The sequence below is a fragment of the Rhizobium johnstonii 3841 genome (assembly GCF_000009265.1).
GTDB lineage: Bacteria > Pseudomonadota > Alphaproteobacteria > Rhizobiales > Rhizobiaceae > Rhizobium > Rhizobium acaciae.
Genome location: NC_008380.1, coordinates 2545168 through 2565773, shown reverse-complemented (window position 1 = coordinate 2565773; position 20606 = coordinate 2545168). Strand labels below are relative to the sequence as shown.

21 protein-coding genes and 1 pseudogene are annotated in these 20606 nt (G+C 62.1%); 13 read left to right on the top strand and 9 right to left on the bottom strand.

All coding sequences use genetic code 11. From position 1 onward, the window contains the following. Positions 1-11: 11 nt before the first annotated feature. The 7 genes and pseudogenes from RL_RS12555 (at position 12) to RL_RS12530 (ending at position 4097) form a co-directional block, all read left to right on the top strand. Positions 12-1358 carry a multicopper oxidase family protein gene (locus RL_RS12555; RefSeq protein ID WP_011652002.1) on the top strand — a complete coding sequence of 449 codons (1347 nt, stop codon included), beginning with the start codon at positions 12-14 and terminating at the stop codon, positions 1356-1358. Between the two features lie 32 nt (positions 1359-1390). Further along, a complete protein-coding gene (locus tag RL_RS12550) occupies positions 1391-1870 on the top strand; it encodes a cupredoxin domain-containing protein (protein WP_011652001.1) in 480 nt (159 codons plus the stop codon). A 22-nt stretch (positions 1871-1892) separates the two neighbouring features. Further along, positions 1893-2180, top strand: coding sequence for a copper-binding protein (locus RL_RS12545; RefSeq protein ID WP_011652000.1), 288 nt, complete (start codon positions 1893-1895; stop codon positions 2178-2180). 55 nt (positions 2181-2235) lie between these two features. Then, positions 2236-2694, top strand: a complete 459-nt coding sequence (locus tag RL_RS12540; RefSeq protein ID WP_011651999.1) for a DUF411 domain-containing protein — start codon at positions 2236-2238, stop codon at positions 2692-2694. Between the two features lie 74 nt (positions 2695-2768). Further along, positions 2769-2869 (top strand): annotated as a pseudogene (locus tag RL_RS39075) (AhpC/TSA family protein); the annotation flags it as partial. Positions 2870-2956: 87 nt separating this feature from the next. Beyond that, positions 2957-3286 carry a hypothetical protein gene (locus tag RL_RS12535; RefSeq protein ID WP_011651998.1) on the top strand — a complete coding sequence of 110 codons (330 nt, stop codon included), beginning with the start codon at positions 2957-2959 and terminating at the stop codon, positions 3284-3286. Positions 3287-3563: 277 nt separating this feature from the next. Next, complete coding sequence (locus RL_RS12530; RefSeq protein ID WP_028744401.1) at positions 3564-4097, top strand: YidB family protein; 534 nt, start codon at positions 3564-3566, stop codon at positions 4095-4097. A 26-nt stretch (positions 4098-4123) separates the two neighbouring features. Here the strand turns inward: RL_RS12530 and RL_RS12525 are convergent, their stop codons facing one another. Then, positions 4124-5632: a winged helix-turn-helix domain-containing tetratricopeptide repeat protein gene (locus RL_RS12525; protein ID WP_011651996.1), complete on the bottom strand. Its 1509-nt coding sequence runs from the start codon at positions 5630-5632 to the stop codon at positions 4124-4126. Between the two features lie 159 nt (positions 5633-5791). On the opposite strand from RL_RS12525, the gene plsY reads away from it, so the two are divergent. Beyond that, positions 5792-6451 (top strand): glycerol-3-phosphate 1-O-acyltransferase PlsY, encoded by a 660-nt coding sequence (gene plsY / locus RL_RS12520; protein ID WP_011651995.1) that lies wholly within the window; start codon positions 5792-5794, stop codon positions 6449-6451. A 51-nt stretch (positions 6452-6502) separates the two neighbouring features. Here plsY and RL_RS12515 read toward each other — a convergent pair whose 3' ends face one another. Continuing rightward, entirely contained in the window at positions 6503-7414 is a 912-nt protein-coding gene (locus RL_RS12515; RefSeq protein WP_011651994.1) for an agmatinase, read from the bottom strand. Positions 7415-7614: 200 nt separating this feature from the next. On the opposite strand from RL_RS12515, the gene RL_RS12510 reads away from it, so the two are divergent. From RL_RS12510 to RL_RS12500, 3 genes are all read left to right on the top strand, one after another. Further along, positions 7615-8823, top strand: coding sequence for an MFS transporter (locus RL_RS12510; RefSeq protein ID WP_049778376.1), 1209 nt, complete (start codon positions 7615-7617; stop codon positions 8821-8823). Positions 8824-8939: 116 nt separating this feature from the next. Then, positions 8940-9431, top strand: coding sequence for a MarR family winged helix-turn-helix transcriptional regulator (locus RL_RS12505; RefSeq protein ID WP_011651992.1), 492 nt, complete (start codon positions 8940-8942; stop codon positions 9429-9431). After that, complete coding sequence (locus RL_RS12500) at positions 9428-10108, top strand: GNAT family N-acetyltransferase (protein ID WP_011651991.1); 681 nt, start codon at positions 9428-9430, stop codon at positions 10106-10108. Before RL_RS12505 ends, RL_RS12500 begins: the two co-directional genes overlap by 4 nt. A gap of 14 nt (positions 10109-10122) precedes the next feature. Here RL_RS12500 and RL_RS12495 read toward each other — a convergent pair whose 3' ends face one another. Then, the gene (locus RL_RS12495; protein ID WP_011651990.1) at positions 10123-13041 is read right to left on the bottom strand and encodes a M16 family metallopeptidase; all 2919 of its coding nucleotides are present in this window, start codon (positions 13039-13041) and stop codon (positions 10123-10125) included. A 229-nt stretch (positions 13042-13270) separates the two neighbouring features. On the opposite strand from RL_RS12495, the gene RL_RS12490 reads away from it, so the two are divergent. After that, positions 13271-14251: a substrate-binding domain-containing protein gene (locus tag RL_RS12490; RefSeq protein ID WP_011651989.1), complete on the top strand. Its 981-nt coding sequence runs from the start codon at positions 13271-13273 to the stop codon at positions 14249-14251. 71 nt (positions 14252-14322) lie between these two features. Here the strand turns inward: RL_RS12490 and RL_RS12485 are convergent, their stop codons facing one another. The 6 genes from RL_RS12485 to RL_RS12460 all read right to left on the bottom strand — a co-directional run bounded on the left by RL_RS12485 (position 14323) and on the right by RL_RS12460 (position 20033). Further along, positions 14323-15588, bottom strand: a complete 1266-nt coding sequence (locus RL_RS12485) for an ABC transporter substrate-binding protein (RefSeq protein ID WP_011651988.1) — start codon at positions 15586-15588, stop codon at positions 14323-14325. A 26-nt stretch (positions 15589-15614) separates the two neighbouring features. Then, a complete protein-coding gene (locus RL_RS12480; protein ID WP_011651987.1) occupies positions 15615-16451 on the bottom strand; it encodes a carbohydrate ABC transporter permease in 837 nt (278 codons plus the stop codon). Further along, complete coding sequence (locus RL_RS12475) at positions 16448-17371, bottom strand: carbohydrate ABC transporter permease (RefSeq protein ID WP_011651986.1); 924 nt, start codon at positions 17369-17371, stop codon at positions 16448-16450. Before RL_RS12475 ends, RL_RS12480 begins: the two co-directional genes overlap by 4 nt. Then, entirely contained in the window at positions 17364-18590 is a 1227-nt protein-coding gene (locus RL_RS12470) for an ABC transporter ATP-binding protein (RefSeq protein WP_011651985.1), read from the bottom strand. The genes RL_RS12475 and RL_RS12470 overlap by 8 nt, the downstream gene beginning before the upstream one ends. Continuing rightward, the gene (locus RL_RS12465; protein WP_011651984.1) at positions 18587-19417 is read right to left on the bottom strand and encodes a metallophosphoesterase family protein; all 831 of its coding nucleotides are present in this window, start codon (positions 19415-19417) and stop codon (positions 18587-18589) included. Before RL_RS12465 ends, RL_RS12470 begins: the two co-directional genes overlap by 4 nt. Positions 19418-19637: 220 nt before the next feature. Continuing rightward, positions 19638-20033 carry a hypothetical protein gene (locus RL_RS12460; protein ID WP_011651983.1) on the bottom strand — a complete coding sequence of 132 codons (396 nt, stop codon included), beginning with the start codon at positions 20031-20033 and terminating at the stop codon, positions 19638-19640. A gap of 156 nt (positions 20034-20189) precedes the next feature. Between RL_RS12460 and RL_RS12455 the strand changes: the two genes are divergently transcribed. Beyond that, the gene (locus RL_RS12455; protein ID WP_011651982.1) at positions 20190-20492 is read left to right on the top strand and encodes a hypothetical protein; all 303 of its coding nucleotides are present in this window, start codon (positions 20190-20192) and stop codon (positions 20490-20492) included. The last annotated feature ends 114 nt before the right edge of the window (positions 20493-20606 follow it).

Genomic DNA, 20606 nt, shown 5'->3' with positions numbered 1-20606 from the left:
AAGGACACACCATGTTCAACAGACGACAACTTTTTGGAGCCAGCGCCGCTCTGCTCACCACAGCCGCCTGGACGAAGACGTCGGCGATGGGCCTGCCCGACGCACCGACCATGGAATCGGCGGACATGCAGCCGCCGCTCCACCCTGCCTCAGGTCCGGATTATCAGCCCGTGGTCACCCTCAACGGCTGGACCCTGCCGCACAGGATGAACAATGGCGTCAAGGAGTTCCACCTTGTCGCCGAACCAGTCGAGCGCGAGATGGCAGACGGCATGACCGCCTATCTGTGGGGCTACAACGGACAGTCACCGGGACCGACGATCGAGGCTGTCGAGGGGGATCGCGTCCGCATCTTCGTCACCAACAAGCTGCCGGAGCACACGACAATCCACTGGCACGGCATGATCCTGCCGTCGGGCATGGACGGCGTTGGCGGCCTGACGCAGCCGCATATTCCAGTCGGCAAGACCTACGTCTACGAGTTCCACCTCGTGAAATCCGGCACCTTCATGTACCACCCGCATTCCGACGAGATGGTGCAGATGGCCATGGGCATGATGGGTTTCTTCGTGGTCCATCCGAAGGATCCGAAGTTCATGCGCGTCGACCGCGACTTCGTCTTCCTGCTCAACGCCTACGACATCGACCCCGGCTCCTACGTGCCGCGGATCATGGAGATGACCGACTTCAACATGTGGTGCTGGAACAGCCGCGTGTTCCCGGACATCAGCCCTCTGGTCGTGTCGAAGAACGACAAGGTGCGCGTCCGCGTCGGCAACCTGACGATGACCAACCATCCGATCCACATGCATGGCTACGATTTCGAGGTGACATGTACCGACGGTGGCTGGGTGCGGCCGGAGGCGCGGTGGCCGGAGGTGAGCATCGACATCCCGGTCGGCGCGATGCGTGCCTACGAGTTCGATGCCAAGTACCTCGGCGACTGGGCGATCCACTGCCACAAGTCCCACCACACGATGAACGCCATGGGTCACGACATTCCAACCTTCATCGGTGCGGACAAATCGAAGGTCGCCGAAAAGATCAGGAAGCTGCAGCCGGAATACATGCCCATGGGCACCAAGGGCATGGCCGACATGGGCGAAATGGAAATGCCCATCCCCGAGAACACAGTTCCGATGATGACCGGCTGGGGGCCGCATGGTCCGATCGAAATGGGCGGCATGTTCTCAGTCGTGAAAGTCCGCGAGGGGATCTCGGCGGACGATTACTCAGATCCTGGCTGGTACGAAAACCCGCCCGGAACGCAGGCCTTCGAGTGGACCGGAGAACTTCCGGACGCGACCAAGGCCAAAGACGCAAAAACGCAAATCACGCCGAAGCCGACAAACGGCTGAGGTCCAATCTCAACATCGAAAAGGAATTACGGATGAAGCATTATCTCATGGCACTGGCCCTCGCAGCACTCGCGTCGCCAGCACTTGCCTCCGGCAATCATGCCGGTGGGCACGGCGAGAAGATGGCTATCGGAGAACCCGGCGACAAGGCCAAGGCGACACAGACCATCCGCGTCACGATGAAGGAAACCGAAGACGGAAAGATGCTGTTTACTCCCGCAACCTTCGACGTCCGCAAAGGGCAGACGGTCAAGATCGCGATCAAGAACGCCGGAACCGTCGACCACGAATTCGTGCTCGATCAGGAAGACAAGATCCTGGAGCACAAGAAGGTCATGGAGAAGTTCCCGGAAATGGAACATGCCGACGCCAACTCCATCCGTCTTCCGGCCGGCCAATCCGGGGAGATCGTCTGGAAGTTCACCACCGACGGCGAGTTCAAGTTCGCCTGCCTGATCCCCGGGCACTACGAAGCCGGCATGCATGGCGACGTCACCGTCGCTGGCAAGTAACCCGCAAAAAGGAGCCAAAAGCATGAAAACCGCAATGATCAAAATCGGCGTAGCCGCCCTGCTTTCCGCCAGTGCGGCCTTCGGTGCGTTCGCTGAGGAATTCACCAAGGGCGTCGTCAACAAGGTCGACGCCAAGGCAAAGAAGGTCACCATCAAGCATGAGGACCTGAAGAACCTCGACATGCCGGCGATGACGATGGTCTTCCGGGTCGAAAACCCGGCTCTGCTCGAAAGACTGAAGGAAGGTTCGAACGTCGAGTTCGTTGCCGAACGCGTGAATGGCAAGTTGACCGTCACCGAAGTAAAATAGTGGCCTCCCGCCGCCCGGACGGGTCTGGGCGGCGGGACATCGAGGAGTGGAGACGATGCACAGGAGAAGCTTCATCGCGTTGGCGGCATCAGCCTTGGCTTTCCTTGGCGCAGGAGCCCGCGCCGCCCCGGCGAAGATGACCGTCTACAAGGATCCGAACTGCGGCTGCTGTCATGAATGGTCGAAGGCGATGGCCGCGGCAGGATTTTCCGTCGACGCCCGCGACACCGACGACCTTGCCGCGGTCAAGGCACGGCTGGGCGTACCTGCCGACTTGGAGGGGTGCCACACCGCCGTCGTCGAGGAATACTACATCGAGGGACACGTTCCGCTCGATGCCGTCCAGCGACTGCTCCGAGAGCGGCCGCCGGTCCGAGGGCTGGCCGTGCCGGGCATGCCGCCCGGCTCGTTGGGAATGGGCAACGACCCGCAGGCGTCCTATGACGTGTATGCGATCCCCTCGGGAGCCGGCGAGCCATACGTATTCCTGGAGGTCCGTCCCCGGAAGGGCTGACGTCGCGATCGATCAGCCTAGAGCCGGTGCGGCCGCTCAGGAAACCAGAGCAGGCCCCCTCCGCCGGACTGAGACTGATCGACCGGGACGGCGTCGTGCGCTGGTGTTTCACGGAAGTCGAGGAGGTCCCGCCCCGCGGGAAGTGATGTCGGCCGCGTCGAACATGGCTGTTTGATGCGTCCGCGTCGACTCCTCCCGCCTTGCGGAACAAAACTCTCATGTCGATGTTGTCATTGTGATGGCATAGCCATGGGAGGTACTCATGCGGAAATCTCTTCAGTTCATACTGGTCGGCTTGGCGGCCATGACCGGGTTGACGATCTCGCCGACGATCGCGGCCGCCCAGGATATGGAGTTGCGGATCGGCCCCGGTGGAGTCGGCGTTTACGAACGTGATCGATATGAAAGATATGATCGGCGCGGACCACGCGGCTGCGATCCGGACGATGCTCTCGACATCGCACGCAGCGAAGGACTTCGCAGGGCACAGATCGTCCGCATGTCCCCGCGCAGCATCGTCGTCCATGGGATGACGCGCCGCGGACCGGAACGAATGGTCTTTGCGAACCGGCGCGGCTGCCCGGAAATCTGACCGCGGCGTGAGCTGGCGGACGCCCGGGCATCGAGATCGCGAACGAATGCGGCCGTGGGCTTATTTCGACCCGGTGCGGAACCTTTTGGCACTCTGGGCATTGCTGGCAGGTAGCCCGGTGCCCGGCCGTGGGATTGCGTGCGTCCGACGGCATAATTCCTTGGATAAGAGTTAATTCAAGGAGCAGATTATGCAGAAAATTCAAATCATTACAGCGTCTTTTTTACACGTCTTGAAAGACACGCGGCGCTGTAGACACACCATGGGAGGATTTATGATGATGAGCGGTCCAATGAAGGCGCTTCTCGCCGTTCTTGCCGTTGCCGGTTACCAGAATAGAGACAAGATCGGGGAACTGCTGCGCGGCATCCAGAACCCCCAGCAGGCCGGCGCGGGAAACCAGCAGCCGGGCGGGCTTGGGGGCCTTCTCGGTGGATTGGCCGGTTCGGGCGGACTTGGCGGCCTTCTCGGTGGCCTGACGTCCGGCGGCATCGTCAGCGGCGGTCTCGGCGATCTGCTGAAGACGTTTCAACAGAATGGTCACGGTGACAAGGCGGAGTCGTGGGTACAGCCCGGTCCGAATGCCGACATCGATGACGGCCAGCTCGCGGAAGCACTAGGTCCGGACGTTCTCGACGAGATCGCTGCCAATACCGGCCTTTCGCATCAAGAGATTCTTGGGCGACTGAAGCGCGATCTTCCCAAAGCGGTCGACGACCTGACACCAAACGGAAAACTGCCCACCGACGAAGAGGATTTTTTGTCTTCCGCGAGCCAGTTCACCACCTCCGCGCGGCCCGGCACCATCTAATCTCGGGCCGTCTAGGCACGCCGGCGTCACTCCGGAAGGCCAGCCTTGCGGTAGCCGTCGACGAAATGCTCAAGCGTCCGAGCGTCGCGGAATGGCTCGGTCGCCGCCCAGTGGCGGGTTGAAAAATGCGGGTTGGCGACGAGAAACAGTTCGGCCTCGGCGCGCGCCTCATCGAGCCGGCCGAGCTGGGCAAGGCTTGCCGCCAGGAAACGGCGTGAGCTTGTCCGATAGGTCTCGTCTCTCCGCAGCGTCTTGACGGCGGCTTCGTATTGGCCGGCGGCATATTGCGCCTGGCCGAGCGTCAGATAGTACCAGCTTGCCGGAAATGGGTTCAGCCGGAAGGCTTTGGCAATATGCTCAAGGCCCTCCCCGACCCGCCCGGCGAGGACCACGATGTCGGATAGCGCCGCAAAGGTGTCGGCCTCGTTCGCGTCGAGTTCGATCGCCTTGGCGAATTCCGCATCCGCCTCGGCGAAGCTGCGCTCATAGGCAAGCAAGTAAGCCAGGATCCAACGACAACCGGCGTCGTTGGGATCGATCACTACCGCTTTGCGCGCGAGTTGCAGAGCAATCTTGCGGGCGGGTTCCGTTGGTCCGCTGGAATGCACCTCTGCCATCCAATGGTTTATGGCAAGCCAGCGATAGGGCTCGGCATAATCAGGGTCGAGGGAAATCGCGCGCGTCAGCATCAGATGCGCTTCCCGCGCCGCCTGCGGCGAGTCATCCATCAACCTGCGCGCCCGCACGCAGAGATCGTAAGCCTCGAGATTTTTGGGCCGATTGAGCGATGGCGGTGCGCGCAGCCGGCCGAGCAGCGCTTCGACGATCTTGCCAGTCACCTCGTCCTGAACGGCAAAGATATCCTCCAGGCTGCGATCGAAGCGTTCGGCCCATAGATGATCGCCACTTGCCGCATCGACCAGTTGGGCGTTGATGCGCACCTGTCCCGCTACGCGTCTTGCGCTGCCCTGCAGCAGGTAGCGCACGCCGAGCTCCTCGGCGATCTCGCGCACATCCCTCGACTTGCCCTTGTAGGCGAAGGCCGAGTTGCGGGCGATGACGAACAGGCCCGGCATCCTGGAGAGGTCGGTGATCAGGTCTTCTGTCAGCCCGTCTGCGAAGGATTCCTGCTCGAGATCATTGCTGATATTCACGAATGGAAGCACCGCTATCGATGGTTTGTCAGGCAGCGGCAGAGGTTTTCGCCTCACGCCGCCAAGCTGATTGATGGCCCCTGTGAAGCGGTAGCCGACCCGCGGCACCGTGGAGATCCATTCACCGCCGTCGGCCGCCGGACCGAGCAGCTTGCGCAGCTGGGCGATCTGAACGGTCAGGTTGCCCTCCTCGACTGATATGCCCGGCCACGCCGCGTCCATCAACTCGGCTTTGCCGAGAATTTCGCCGGGTCGTTCGACGAGTGCTGCAAGCAGCTTGACCCCGCGGTGGCCAATGGCAACGGGATCATCGTTCCGAAGGAGCGTTCCAGCCCCCGGATCAAGCACGAACGGACCAAAGGCAAAACGCGATCCCTGCATGGGGCGCATCCTAGAGTCTTTAAAGCTTGGATGGAACTGTTCGTCCGCTTAGGCCGCGTGGCATCGAGGACGTGAGCAGTGTAAATCGTGTTCCAGTGGCTGATGGCGGTGGCGACCAAATAATGACTGCCTGAAAAATAGAGCGTCGAGGTGACTCCCATGGTTTTCTGGATAGCGGGTGCGGTTGGATTGGCGATCGCTTATCTCCTCGGTTCCACACCCTCAGGCTATCTGGCGGGCAAACTGATCAGGGGCATCGATATCCGAGAGCATGGCTCCAAATCCACCGGAGCGACGAACGTATTGCGAACGCTCGGCAAATGGCCTGCATTGGTGGTGCTTCTGGTCGACGTCTTGAAAGGTGTGGGAGCAGTCGTCTTTGCCCGCTGGTTTTACTCTTGGTTCTCGACACTCTCATCGGGCATGCCACCGACAGCGCTTGACCTGCAAAGCTTAGAGCCTTGGGCTGTTTGCCTGACGGGACTCGCCGTGTTGTTAGGCCATGGCCGCTCGGTCTGGCTCAACTTTACGGGAGGCAAATCGGTTGCCGCGGGGCTCGGCGTGTTGCTGGCGATGTCATGGCCCGTAGGTTTAGGTGCTGCGATGGTTTTCGGTGTTGCGCTGGCTATCTCCAGGATTGTTTCCCTGAGTTCGATGCTGGCAGCGTTGACGGCCATCGCTCTCGTCTGCGGCTTGGAACAACCGCTGCCCTATCGGCTGCTGGTGATCGCAGGCGGCATCTACGTGATTGCCCGCCATCGCACCAACATTCGGCGCCTACTGGCAGGGACGGAGCCTCGTCTGGGCAAGGTCGCCTAGAAACGAAAACGCACCGCACATGCACTGCTTGCTGCCAGAGGACGCGGGACTTCAGTCTTGCCGGACGATGGCGCCGACTGCATTGACGAGAAGGCGCGCGGCGGTCAGGGCCGACAGGCCGTCAATATCAGCGGGAGGATAGAGCTCGACAAGGTCGAATCCTGCAATCCTGGCCCGCCTGCCGAGGCCCGCGATCAGGTCAATCACCTCAGTATAGGTGAGGCCGCCGGGCGTGCGCGCCGCCACACCCGGCATGATGCCGGGATCCACGCTGTCGCAGTCGAGGGTGACGACGACCCACGCTCCTTCCGGAATATGCCGGAGAGCGGCTTCGACCCCCTCGGCGTGAATCTCGCGGGCGGTCACGAAACGGCTGCCGTAGGCCCGCGCCGATTCGATATCGGCGAGGCGTGCGCTGCCGACGCTGCGGAGGCCGACCTGGACCATGCCGGCGACATGCGGCATCTCGCTCGCCCGACGCATCGGGCTCGAATAGCCGTGGCGCTCGCCATGTACCTCGTCGCGCCAATCGATATGGGCGTCGATCTGCAGGATCCAGACCGGCTCGTGGTCCGCAAAGCCAGCGAGGAAGGGAATAGTCACGGAACAATCGCCGCCGAGCAGGATCGGCACTGCGGGCATTGACAGGACCTCGCGCGTCCTCGCCTCGATCCGGGCTCGATTGCCGGCATTGTCATGAAGGATGGTTGGAACGTCGCCAGCGTCAATGCAGCAGACTGGGTTGTGGTCAAACAGCGGACCGCCGAGATCGAAATCCCAGTGCTCGACGAGCGCGGCATCATCCTGGCTCGCAGCGCGGATGGCACCGGCGGCCAAGACATAGCCGCTGCCGTCCTTGCCGGGATAGGTGCTGCCGTGAGCGGCTGCGAAGATCACCGCTCGGGGCAAGCGACCATCGGCGAGGCGATCGGGAAGGCCAAGAAAGGAAGGTGAGGCGGTCATTTCCTGATGGTCCTGATGATGTCCGGCTGAAATTGCTGTGGTGAGGACTTTTGAGAATTCGATGCTGACCTGTTTAGTCTGTTTGGACGTTTTTGAGAACTTTTTGGGAAAGCTTAAGTACGACGCTCACCCTGTCCTGCAGAATTCGTCCTCTTTCAGGTGAAAGGCCTCCGGCCCTTCAAACCCTATGGAGGTTGCTTGTGAACGATATTTCCTCCGTGGAGCCGGCGGACGTGTCGGATCGACACTTGCACGGCACGACATCGCCGCGAGCGGATCGGATCCCATGGGCCGCGATGGCGGGCATCATCGCGACCGTCACGGTATTTGCCGTGGCGCAGGGGCTGACCTATCCGCTGCTTAGCTTCATCCTGGAGCGGCAAGGGACGACATCAGGCCTGATCGGCCTGTCGGCGGCGATGACGCCGCTCGGTTTCATTCTATCGGCGCCCTTCATTCCTGCGCTTTCACGGCGCGTGGGTGGGGCGCGGTTGACGATCCTATGTTCGATCCTGGCCGCGCTCACCCTAATGACGATTGCCTGGGCGCAGGACGTCTGGGCCTGGATGCCGCTGCGCTTCCTGCTCGGCGTCTTCGCCAATCCGCTTTACGTGATCAGCGAAACGTGGCTGATCTCGATCACGCCGGCGCCACGCCGGGGCCGGATCATGGGTCTCTATTCATCGATCGTTTCGGGCGGCTTCGCCATCGGCCCGCTGTCGCTCTGGCTCACCGGCACGGAGGGTTGGCCGCCCTTCGCGATCGGCATTGCGGCCTTCCTCCTCTGCGGCCTGATCGTGCTTGCGGTCGTCCCACGCCTGCCCGACATGCCTGGTGAAGGCGAGGCAACAACAGTGGGCCGCTTCTTCGCGCTGGCACCACTGCTGTTGTTTGCCGTTTTTACCGCTGCCGCCTTCGAGCAGACTCTGCTTTCACTCTTCGCGGTCTATGGCGCAGCACTCGGCAGCGCCGAAGAGCGCATCGCTTCGCTCATCACCTGTTTCATCGCCGGCAATGCCGTGCTGCAGATTTTGCTCGGGCGCTTGGCCGAACGGCTCAGCTCGACGCGGATGATGCTATTCTGCGTCCTGGCTTGCCTCGCCAGCTGCCTGCTGCTGGCGTCGGCCTTCAATTCGTGGCTTATCTGGCCGCTCGTTTTCGTCTGGGGCGGGGTCTCGTTCGGGATCTACACCCTGTCGCTGATCCAGCTCGGCGAGCGTTTCACCGGTCAGGCCCTGATCGCCGGAAATGCGACCTTCGCCTTGGTATGGGGCATCGGCGGCATCGTCGGCTCGCCCGCGACAGGACTGGCGATGCAACTGATCGGACATCAGGGTCTGCCATTGTCCCTTGGCCTGCTCAGCTCTGTGCTGGCGGCGTTGATGATGGCCAGGAGACGGCGGGGCTGATCGAGGCACTTGCTCGTGCCGCCCTGCCCCGGCTTAACCCGCCGGCCCTTTGCGCAGAAGAATTGCCATTTAATGTATAACATGTTATATAACTTCCCATACAAATGGAGATCGGCATGGTCGAGGATGTGGTCCGAACGCTCGGGTTTCTCTGCATGGGCAGCCGGCTGCGGCGCATCGGAGAGAGGCTGCAGGCCGATACGCAGCAGGTCATCGACGAGGCCGGTCTCAGCATCCAGGCGGGCCAATATCCATTCCTTGCAGCGATCGACCGGTCTGGGCCATTGACGATCGGCGAGCTGGCGCAGGCGGTAGGCATCACCCAGCCCGGCGCAACCCGTACCATCGGCCAGCTTCTCGAACTCGGTTACGTCGACATGCAGCCGGCCCCGGACGATCAGCGCCGCAGACTGGTCTCGCTGACCGACAAGGGAGAGGACCTCGTCGATCATTCGAAAAAGGTGATCTGGCCGCGCATCGCCGCCGCCGTTGCGGATCTCTGCGGCGATCTCGACGGGCCGATCCTCGAACAGCTCGCGGCCATCGAGGACAGGCTTGCGGCTGTTCCGCTTGCCCGTCGCAGCGCCGCCAAGGAGGAAAACTCATGACCCATATCCTCGACCGGCCGATCTGGAGCGCATTGGAGACCGCCCATGCCAATCTTGCCGAAGGCGGCAAGTCCGCGCGGCGATACCCACCCTCTATCGTTCCTTTCGCGGCGTCCGCCGACGATGCGCCGGAGAGCCTCGACGCCCTGGAGAACCTGCCTTCGCGGGAGGAGAGCATGATTCTCGTCGAATCCGGGCCGATCGCCATTCCACCGGGTCTTGCCGTCGCAACGGAGGCATCGGTGGTCCAGATGATTGCCGAGCGGCCTCATGAGCGAATTTCCGATCCTCGCATCCAGCCGCTGACGGAATCCGATGCCGCCGACATGCTTGATTTGGCGACACTGACCAAACCCGGGCCGTTCACGTTGCGAGCCCAGAGCCTCGGCAGCTTTTGGGGGATCAAGAGCGAAGGCCGGTTGGTGGCGATGGCCGGGCAGCGGATGCGGCAGCCAGGCTTCATCGAGCTCAGCGGGCTTTGCACCCATCCCAATTTCCAGGGACGCGGCCTCGGCACCCTGCTCTTCCGCTTCGTTGCCGGCGAAATCGCATCGAGCGGCGACACAGCCTATCTCCACGCCTATGCGGCGAACACATCGGCCATTTCGCTCTACAAGACACACGGCTTTGCGCTTCGCTCGGAGATGAACATGCGCGTGGTCAAACGCCGCTCCTGAGCAGTGCCCACGACCTATCGCACCGCCGGCGGCAGCACCTCGAATTTCCAGAATTTTTCCGGGCTGAAATAGGTCGTGGCAAACGCGCGGATATCTGCGGCGGCGGCCTTGTCGTAGCCGCTGAGATTGTCGCGTATCCTGTCTAAGCCACGCGAATCCGTCTGAGCGCCGCGCAGATATTCAATCCAATATTCGTTACCCTGCTGCTGATGCTTCAATGTCTCGATAATGGGTTCACGGGCGCGCGTGAGTTCGTCCGGGGAGACATCATGCGACCGCAGATCCTTGGCGATCTCGTTGACGAGTGCGTAGAAGCGCGCGACCTTTGCCGGGTCTGTCTCGACGTAGAAATATGCGTAGCCGTAGCCAGGGAGCTCACTTGACAGGTCAGCATCGCCCTCCAGCACATAGCTTGCTCCTTCTGCGATGCGAAACTGATCGACCAGCCTGTTTTGGAAAATCTGGGTGGCGAGATTGGCGGTGAAGGACCGCGGCAGATCGGAAAGCAAATCGCCAATCGGAGCCCCTACCGCGGCGGCGGCGTTATCCGCCCTGCCCTTATGGGCCACCACAACGGGCTTCTCGTTCGTCGCCGGAAAACGCACGTCGTTCCGATCGTCGCTCGACATCGTCTCCGGGCGCGGCGGCAAGGCGCCAAAGGTTTCAGCTGTCAGCCGAATCGCGTCGTCCACCGTCACGTCGCCGACGATGGTGATATCGATCGGGCCGTTGGAGACCATGGGCCGGAACAGCGCCTCGAAATCGTCTGGATGAGCGGCCGACAACTGTGCGCGATCGGGAAAGGTCCAGCGCGGGTCGCCCGAATGGACGAGACCTGGGAAATCGCGGCTGACAACGCCGCCGGGCGTCGCCTCATACTGATCGATACCGCTCAAATAGGCTTGCTGCACACGCTTGAACGCCTCGGGACGGTAGGCGGGATCGGAGGTGTATGCGGTCATGAGCTGCAGTTGCGTCGCAAGATCTTCAGTCCTTGTGTGACCGTCGAACCTGAAGGAGCTGTCCGTTACCGAGAAATCGATGCTGACGATGTTGGCGGTCAGCGCTTTCTGGATATCCTGGTAATCCATGGCCTTCACGCCGGACAGCACGACGGCCGGCGATGCCCAGATAGGGGCGGAACGGTCGTGCGGCAGGGCCAGCCGACCGCCGCCGATATCTTCACGCACCAGCACTTCGTTGGCACGCAGCTTGGTTGGCTTGACGGTAAGCCGCACGCCGTTGGAAAAGCGCACCATGGTCAAGTCGAGATCGTCGACGGCGCGGCGTTCGACCACAGCGCCCGGCGCGCCGAAATGGGCGTAGGGCCAGGCGACGTCGGCTGCACTGGATAGTGCCGAGACGGCAACGGCATTTGACGCATCGTAGACTTGCCGAACCGCGTCGGCTCCGCCCTCAGGTGATTGGGCCGTCTGTAGCACGACCTGCGGACCGTTGCCGGAGAAGGCACGCTGCAGGGCCTGATTGACCTCGGCCGCCGTGACGCCGTTCGTCATCGTCTCGAACAGCGAGAGGTCTTCGCTAGGCGAGGTGAAGACCTGATCGTCATCGACGCTGCTCGCCAGCATGGAAGCGACGTCGGTGTTCGTGCGCGTCGCGGCTCCGGCCGCAGCAGCCTGCAGGGCTGAGCGATAGTCGAGGATTTCGCGATCGATCTCCGCCTGCGTAGCGCCGAACTCCTGGATACGACGCCGTTCCTGGTCAATGGCCGTGAGCGCCGCCTGCCATTTGTCCGGCTCGGAGTTCGCCGCAATCAGCACGACATGAGCGGAATCGACGATATCCTGAGAGCCGACGCCCGCACTGATGAATGGGGCATCCGCCTTGCCGGCGATGGTGCTCACCCGGCGATTGAGCACCATGAGACCGAGATTTTCAACAATCTCGGCGCGGCGCTTGGCAAAAGTGTCAGGCGCCGCGTCATAGAGACGCGTCCAGGCGACCTGTACGCTCGTCATGCCGCCGGGAACAACGATGAGGTCGGCGCTTTCGCCTTTCGTCACCAGCGTGCCGAGATCCGGTTTTGCCGGCGACGGATCGACGACCTTCCAGTCGTCGAAGCGCTGCCGGATTTCCGTTTCCATGGCGGCGGGGTCGATATCACCCACCACCATCAGCGTTGCCCGATCGGGTCGGTAGTTGGCCCGGTAATAATCACGGACAAGGGCCACAGGCGCATTGCTGATGATGTCGGCTTTGCCGATCGGCGTCCGCATGGTCACGCGCTTGCCGGCGAGCAACGAATTCATGATTTCGAGCGCCGCACGATACTGCGGCGTGTCGCGCAGCCGCTCTTCCGACAGGATGACGCCGCGTTCGCGATCGAAGGCGCCGGCGTCGAGGGTCAGCTCGCTCGCCGTTTCTCGCATCAGCATCAGCCCCGTCGAAACCGTGTCTGCATCGACCTCGGGCAGATCGAGTGCATAGACAGTCTCGTCATAAGAGGTATGGGCGTTGGTGTCGGGCCCGAAGGCCAAACCCTTGCGCTGCAAGATACGGATCATCTCCCCTTCGGCGACATGTGTCGAACCCTTGAAGGCCATGTGTTCGAGAACATGCGCCAGACCCTGCTGGTTGTCGTTTTCGTCGAGCGAACCGGAGCCGATGCGAAAGCGGATCGCCGCCTGTCCGGGCGGCGTGACATTACGCATGATCGCAAACCGCATGCCGTTGGCGAGCATGCCGAAACGCACATGGGGATCGGCCTGGATGTCGCTTTGCGTTTGTGGCCAGGGCACGGACGGGCTGTCCGCATAGGCTGGCGACGTGAAGTTTGCGACGAGGGAGACCGTCGCGAGAAACCACCACACCGTGGAGCATTCCATTTTTTTGTGAGACATTCTTGTCCAGGTGATGAGAATGAAGAGGGTAGATGGCGCCAACCTGACTATTCCACAGGTTGCATTCGCCATCAACTTCCATTTTTGTAATGAATAAGAAGTAGATAACTCTGCCGAGAACAGGATGATTTCAGGTCCGGTCGGCCTAAAATCTGAATCCTGTTCTCCATTAAAGAGTTAGAGCATGATGTCGTCCGAAAACTGCTCACACTTTTCGGCATCATGCTGTGGGTGTCAGACCAATGTCATCGAACCCGCCTAAGGGATTGCGCCTCGATATTGTCAGCAGGAGGCGTTTTCGATGGCGACATTGGAGCAGGTCGCGTTCCGGGCAGGATGCTCGCTGGCGACCGCGAGCAGGGTTCTCAACCGCAACGGACCGGCCAGCGACCTGATGGTGCGCAAGGTGCGCCGTGCGGCCGCCGAACTCGGCTATCGCCCGGCCGGCTCGTCCGCCGGCCGGCTCGGGCACAGGCCTGTGGTCGGCGTGCTGATCCCGAGCATCACCAATCCGGTCTTTGCCTCGTCGCTGTCGAGCATCCAGAACCGCATGCTGGTGGCCGGCCATGGCGTCTTGATCGCCCAGTCGAATTACGATCCGGCGCGCGAGGCCGATGCCGTCGCGGCACTTTTGAACGACCGACCGACCGGACTGATCCTCACCGTCTGCGACCCATCCACCAGCAAGGCGCTGCTTGCGAAGCTCCCGCCGACCGTGCTGCTCAACAACCTGCCGACGGCGCAGTTTCCGGCGGCCGTCACCGCCAACAATCGCGGCGCCGGCCGCGAGATCACGACATTCCTGATCGGCATGGGCCATCGCCGCATTCTGTTTCTCTCCGGCAATTTTGCCGCCTCCGACCGCGCCCGCCTTCGCTACCGCGGTTATCTCGACGCCATGGCCGAGAACGGGCTGACACCCCTCGATGCCGTGCAGATCCCGTTCGTCAGCGGCTATGACCAGCTCGATCTTGGCGTCGCGATGACTTCGCTTGCGCCGACGGCGATCATCGCCTCCAACGATCTCCTGGCGCTCGGCGTCATCGGCGCGCTGAAGCGCGAGGGGCTGTCGGTGCCTGGGGATGTTTCGGTCGCCGGCTTCGACGGCATCGCCATCGGCCGGCTGATCGATCCACCGCTGACGACCATCGAAATGCCGGATGCCAGCATGGGGGCGACGGCCGCCTCGCTGCTGCTCGACATGGCGGAGAATGCCGCCCCTGCCCGCCATCTCGATGTCGCCTATACGCTTCGCCGCGGCGGCACCGTGCGCGCCATCTGACGCTTGCGAAACAACAAGGCCGCCACGCGCTCGGCGTGGCGGCCCTGCCCTGTTCCCGATTGGGAAGCCGATCAGCTGCGCGGCAGCATGCCCTCGACATCGGCGGCTGCGTCATCGAGCGCTTCCTTCGGCTCGGCCGACTGGTCGACGATGCGCGAGAGGTTGTCGACGATGGTCTGCGTGACCTTGACGCCGTTCGAGCCTGGGAAGGCATACCAGGGGATCATCACCGGCATCTGGCTGAGGCCTGCCTGGAACAGCGGGTTCTGCTTGTAGAAATCGCCGAGATAATCGGCCGACTTCGCGGCAAGCTCGTTGTTCGGGACATAACCGGTGCCGGGCACGACGACGGAAGCGCCATAAGGGCCAGCGGCGAATTTGGCGAATTTCCAGGCGGCATCCTGCTTGGCGGCGTCATGCGTCAGGATGACGACGGCGTTGCCGCCAGTCGGCAGGCGGCCGTTCACCGGATCGATCAGCGGGATCTTGGCTGTGCGCAGATCGAACTTGTTGCCGACATTCTTGATCGTGTTGCGCAGCGCGCCTGTTGTCTGGAACTCGAAACCGACCTTGCCGGCTGCGAAAGCCTGTTCGCCGGCGGCCTTGGTGAACACAGGCATGCCGCCTTCGGTCACCAGACGATGCAGGACCTCGACGGCCTTCTGACCTTCCGGGCCGTTGAAGGCAACCTTGCTTTCGTCGTCGCTCAGCATCTTGCCGCCGGCGCCGAAGAGCAGGGCCGAAAACATCCAGTCGTCGCCCTGCCAGCGGTAATCGATCCCGTCGACGCCATTGCCGAGCGCCCTGATCTTGCCGCCGAGCGCGATGACCTCATCCCAGGTCTTCGGCGGATTTTCAGGGTCGCCGCCGGCCGCCTTCACGAGATCGGCGTTGTAATACATGATCGGGTTGGAGGTCGCGAAAGCGAGGCCCACCTGCTTGCCCTTGACCTGGGCGAGCTTGAGGATCGTGTCGGAAAAGCCCTGCTCGGCCATGTTGCCGTCCTTCTGGACGAGCGGACCGAGGTCGACGGCGACGTCGCGTTCGTCGAGCATGCGCAGGCGATTGAGGCCGATGAAGGTGATATCGGGCATTTCGCTGGTGCCGACCTGGCGAAGGATCGTTTGGATGCCTTCTTCGTAGGTCGCCGACGGGCTGGCGAACTGGATCTTGATATCGGGATTTTCTTCCGTGAACTTCTTCGAGATCGTGTCCATCACGTCCTTGAAGAAGCCCGGCATCGGGTAGTGAACCGTCAGCGTCGTCTCGGCATGCGCGGGAAGCGCGATTGCCATCGATACGGCCGCTGCGGCGAGAAGCTGGGTGATATGTTTCATCGCTCGTTCTCCTGGGTTGAAACCGGTCAGCCTTTGAGACCGGTCATGGTGATGCCCTCGACGAAGCGCTTCTGCGCAAGCAGGAAGGCGATGACGAGGGGAAGGGTAATGATGAGGGTCGCCGCCATCAGCGCGCCGTAGTCGTCGCCGGCCTCGGCGGCGCGGAAATACATCAGGCCAAGCGGCGGCGTGGCATAGTCCTGCTTGCTGATGACGATCAGCGGCCAGTAGAGATCGTTCCAATGGGCGACGACAGAGAAGATGGCGAAGGCGGTGACTGCCGGCCAGGCATTCGGCACGATGACGCGGGCGACGATACCGAGTTCCGACATGCCATCGAGACGCGCGGCATGGATGAGGTCATCAGGCATGGCGCGGAAGAACTGCAGGAACATGAAGATCGCGAAGACCGAAATGGTGAAGGGCGCGACCAGAGCGGCATAGCTGTTGAGCAGCGAGGCGCGGTCGAAAGCGACATAGAGCGGCAGCGCGGTCGCATGGATCGGCACCAGCAGGCCGAGCATGACAAGCACCATCAAGGCGCGGGCGGCGCCGAAGCGCAGCTTTGCCATGGCGTAGGCGCAGGGGATTGCCACCAGCACCTGGAAAAAGAAGATCAGCCCGCAGACGACGACGCCGTTCCACAACAGCTGCGCCATCGGTACCCGGCTCAAGGCCTTGGCGAAATTTTCGGCATAGGTGAAGTGCGCCGGGATCAACGACAGCGACGAGGTGAAGATGTCGCTCTGGGCCTTGCCTGCCGTCGAGATCATGAAGATGTAGGGCGACAGGAAGATGATTGCGCCGAGCGAAAGCAGCGTCAGGCGGATGATCCTGCCGAGGGGAAAAGCGTTCGTCATCATGTGTAATGCACCCGGCGATCGAGAACGCGGTACTGCAGGAACATCAGCACTACCAGGATCAGCAGAAAGACCACCGTCATTGCCGAGGCATAACCGACGCGCAGGTAGACGAAGCCCTCCTGGTAGATCGTGAAGAGCAGCACCTCCGACGCCTTGTTCGGGCCGCCCTCGGTCAGCGTCTTCACTGTCTCGAAGACCTTGACTGAATTGGTGATGCTGATGGTGATGACGAAGAGCGTCGTCGGACCGAGCATCGGCCAGGTGACGAGCAGGAAACGGTCGAGGGAGGATCTGGCGCCGTCCACCTCGGCGGCCGCATAAAGCTCGCGCGGGATTGCCGTCAGCCCGGCCAGGAACAGCACCATATTGAAGCCGGCCGATTGCCAGACGCCGATGATCGAGAGGCTGTAAAGCACCGTGCCGGAGCTGCCGAGCCAGTTCGGGCCGGGAAGCCCGACGAGGGCGAGCAGCGCGTTGAGCGGGCCGATTGTGGGGTGGAACATATATTGCCAGACGGTCGCCATGGCGACGATAAGCGAGGCGACCGGGAGGAAATAGGCAGTGCGGAAGAAGCTGCGCGCCTTCGTCTCGCTCTCGATCAGTATGGCGATGCCGAGGCCGAGAAGGATCGAGATGGGTGCGACGATCGCAGTATAGACCGTCGTATTCCACAGCGACTTGCGAAACGTGCGGTCGGTGACCAGATGCGCGTAATTCTCGAAGCCGACGAAACGGAACTTGCCGTAGCCGAGTTCGAAATTGGTAAAGCCGAGCACGATGACTGATGCAACCGGCAAAAGCACGAAGAGAAACAGCAGGGTCATTGCCGGCATCACCAGCATCCAGGCGATGCGGGCCTCGCTGCGCCGATGCGCAACGGCGGCATCCTGCGGCACGGCCATGGAGACGATGCTAGCCATGCGCCCTCTCCCGCTGGGCATCGCTATTAGCGAGCCCGGCATCGCTATTAGCGAGCACGGCATCGCTTGCAGCGAGCCCGGCATCACCAGCAGCAACGCCGCCAGGCAGCCGGCTGCCGTCCTCGGCAAAGATCAGCGTGCGGCCGGGCGAAAGCCGCAGGCCGACCGGATCGCCGGCAACAAGGCCGGAGGCTTCGGCCGGTTGAACCTTGGCGACGATAGTCTCGCCGATCGCCTCGAGCCGGCAATGGAGGATGACTTCGGAGCCCAGGAATTCGACGCGTTCGATCCGGGCGGCAAGGCCGTCATGCCGGCTCTTGGAGACAAAGACGAATTCCGGGCGAATGGCGAGCGTGACCGGCATCTTGCCGCCGGGCGCATTCTCAAGCGCCAGGCGCAGGCCGCCGCAGAGAATGACGCCGCCTTCGGCAAAGGCCGGCAGCAGATTGATGCGCGGCTGGCCGATGAAGCGGGCGACCTCGATATGGGCGGGATCGTCGTAGATGACCTCGGGGCTGGCGATCTGCAGCAACTTTCCGCCCATCATCACGGCGACGCGGTCGGCCATGGAAAGCGCTTCCGCCTGGTCGTGGGTGACATAGAGCGTCGGCACGCCGGCGCGGCGATGCAGGTCGACGATTTCGCCGCGGGCGTGAACGCGCAGATTGGCATCGAGATTGGAGAGCGGTTCGTCCATGAGGAAGATGCTCGGCTGGCGCACCATGGCGCGGGCCAGCGCCACGCGCTGACGCTGGCCGCCCGACATCTGGCCGGGCTTGCGGTCGAGCAGGTGATCGATCTTCAGCGACGTCGCCATATCCCTGACGTCGCGGGCGATCGCCCTGCGGGTGGCGCGCTGGCCCGGCATCAACGACCCGATGAAGGGCAGCCGCTGCATCCTCGACAGCCGGCGCATCGCCAAAGGCACGGCGATATTCTCAGAGGCCGTCAGATGCGGATAAAGCGCGTAGGACTGAAAGACCATGGCGATGTTGCGGTCGGCGGCCGCAACTCCGGACATGTCCTGCCCGCCGATCAGGATCTCGCCGCGATCGGCATGGTCGAGGCCGGCAAGGACGCGCAACAGCGTGCTCTTGCCGCAGCCGGAAGGGCCGACGAGCGCGATGAATTCGCCGGCGGCGACATCCAGGCTGACGCCATCAAGGATCTGGTTGCCGCCGAACGCCTTGGTGATGCCGCGAAGCGAGAGCGCGCTCATTCGACCGGTTCCCGCGGCTTGACCGCCTGGGGGTAGACTTCGTGCACGACATCGTCGAGCACATACGCGGTCATGCCGGGAACGGCGACGATCCTGCTTTCGACACCACTATCGAACTCGTGGACGACCGCGCCGATCAGGCGCTCGCCCGGCATCGCGCGCTCCATCTTGTCGATGATGAAGGCGGCCGACGGACCCCATGTCAGTTGGGTATTGTCGAAGCGCCCCTGCCAGGCCCAATGGAGATGGCCGCTCGCAAACAGCGCCACGTCATGGGCAGCGATCAGATCATAGAGCCGCCGGCGCTGAGCCGGGCGAACGCTCCAATATCCGGTATCGCCTTCGTCGGGTTCATCGACGAAAAGCGGCTTGTGCGCGAACAGCGCCACCCGCCGCCCTGCCCTGTCGGACAGCGCCTGGTGGAGCCATTCGAACTGCGCCTCTTCCTCGTCATCCTCATGACCGAGAAGCAGCGAGTTCAATCCGATGAAGCGCCAGCCGGCCGCATCCTCCAGCCAGCGGTCATCGCCGGCAAGGCTGCGCCAGCGGGACAGCCGCTCGGCATTGACGGGCTGATCCGATCCATTGAGGTGGCCGACATCGTGGTTGCCGGGGACGATCAGCATCGGGATCGACACCTGACGCATCAGATCCATGGAAAAGGTGATATCCACGTCCTTGTCGGCGCCATCGACGGTGAGATCGCCGGTATGGACGATCAGGTCGGCGCCGGTCGCTTCGATCCAGCTCAGAAGCGGCGCCCAGTTGCCGTTGAAATGCGGCTTGCCGGGGCTGAAATGGGTGTCGGTGATCTGAATGATTTTCATGGGGGCGCGTCTCCGAGACGTCGGCAGCGCCTCACGGGCGCTCCCTTCTCGTGCCCTCTCTAGAAGGCTCCCATGTCAATCACACAGCTGAGGTTTTCATCAGTTTCTCAGTTTTGACATCAATCTGTCATGCAGGCCAAGGCCGCCCGCCGGAACCCGGGCAGCCTTAGTCTGTATTTGGAACCAAGAACACGCGGGCGTTTGCAACATTGCGCTGCAATCAGTGCCGTGGCGCGTTGGCGGGAATGGACGATACCGTTGCCGAGACAGGGTCGCTTGCAGGAAAGCTGTCCTCGAGGCCTTCATCGAGTTCCTCTTCCAGCGTTTGCCTGTCGCCGGCCGAACGCGCACTCGGCTGGCCGATCAAGCCCTTGCTGCCTTCGTTGAAATTGCCGTTGCTCAAGGCATCGTAGCGGTTGATGCTGCCGTCTCGTTCGCTGCCGGCAAAGGCGGCCAGCTGAACCATCATGACCTTGGCGTGATCGACTGCCGTCGTGTCGTCGAGTTCGCCATGGGAGTTGTCGATTTTGACGGAAATCGATTCCCCTCCCTCGCCCAGGAATTCGACGGTGAAGATGTCGCCGGCCTGTGTTACCCGAGTATCGATCAGTTGCATGAAAACCTCCTGTGTTCATGCACCCCAACGGCCATCCAAGTCCGGAGTTCCACGGCAACGCCATTTCGAGGTAAGGCGGCAGGCCCTGGGACAATGGGCAAGCTCGGAACAAAAAGCGGCTATGCGAGTTCACCGGCAGTTCAATAGGTCGCATCCATGCCGAAATTGCCGCAGTCGCCTTCCGAGAAACGTTCGTTCTCCACTATTCCCGCAGACCAGAAACTCGCTTTGATATCGAGCTATTCGGAGGCGCTGCGTAAGCTCGCCAGATCGACCGAGGCGGTCGGACGGGCCGATATGCTGCCGAAGCTGATCCAGGTGGCCGACGGACTGGACAGTATGGCAACCGCGATTGCCGAGACGGAGGCCGGAGCCGAGGTGATGGCGCGCACGGCGCGGCTGATCCGGGCGACCGAGGGGATGCTGGCCTCGATGTCCTCGTCATCAATCGTCCACTAACTAAATGTCATCCCTTGCGAAACTGACGGCATGGAGGTGCGGCGACGCTCCTTGCCCTTAAACCTTATGGTTAATTTATTAATAATTCGGGGTTTATAAACGGAACCAGACGGC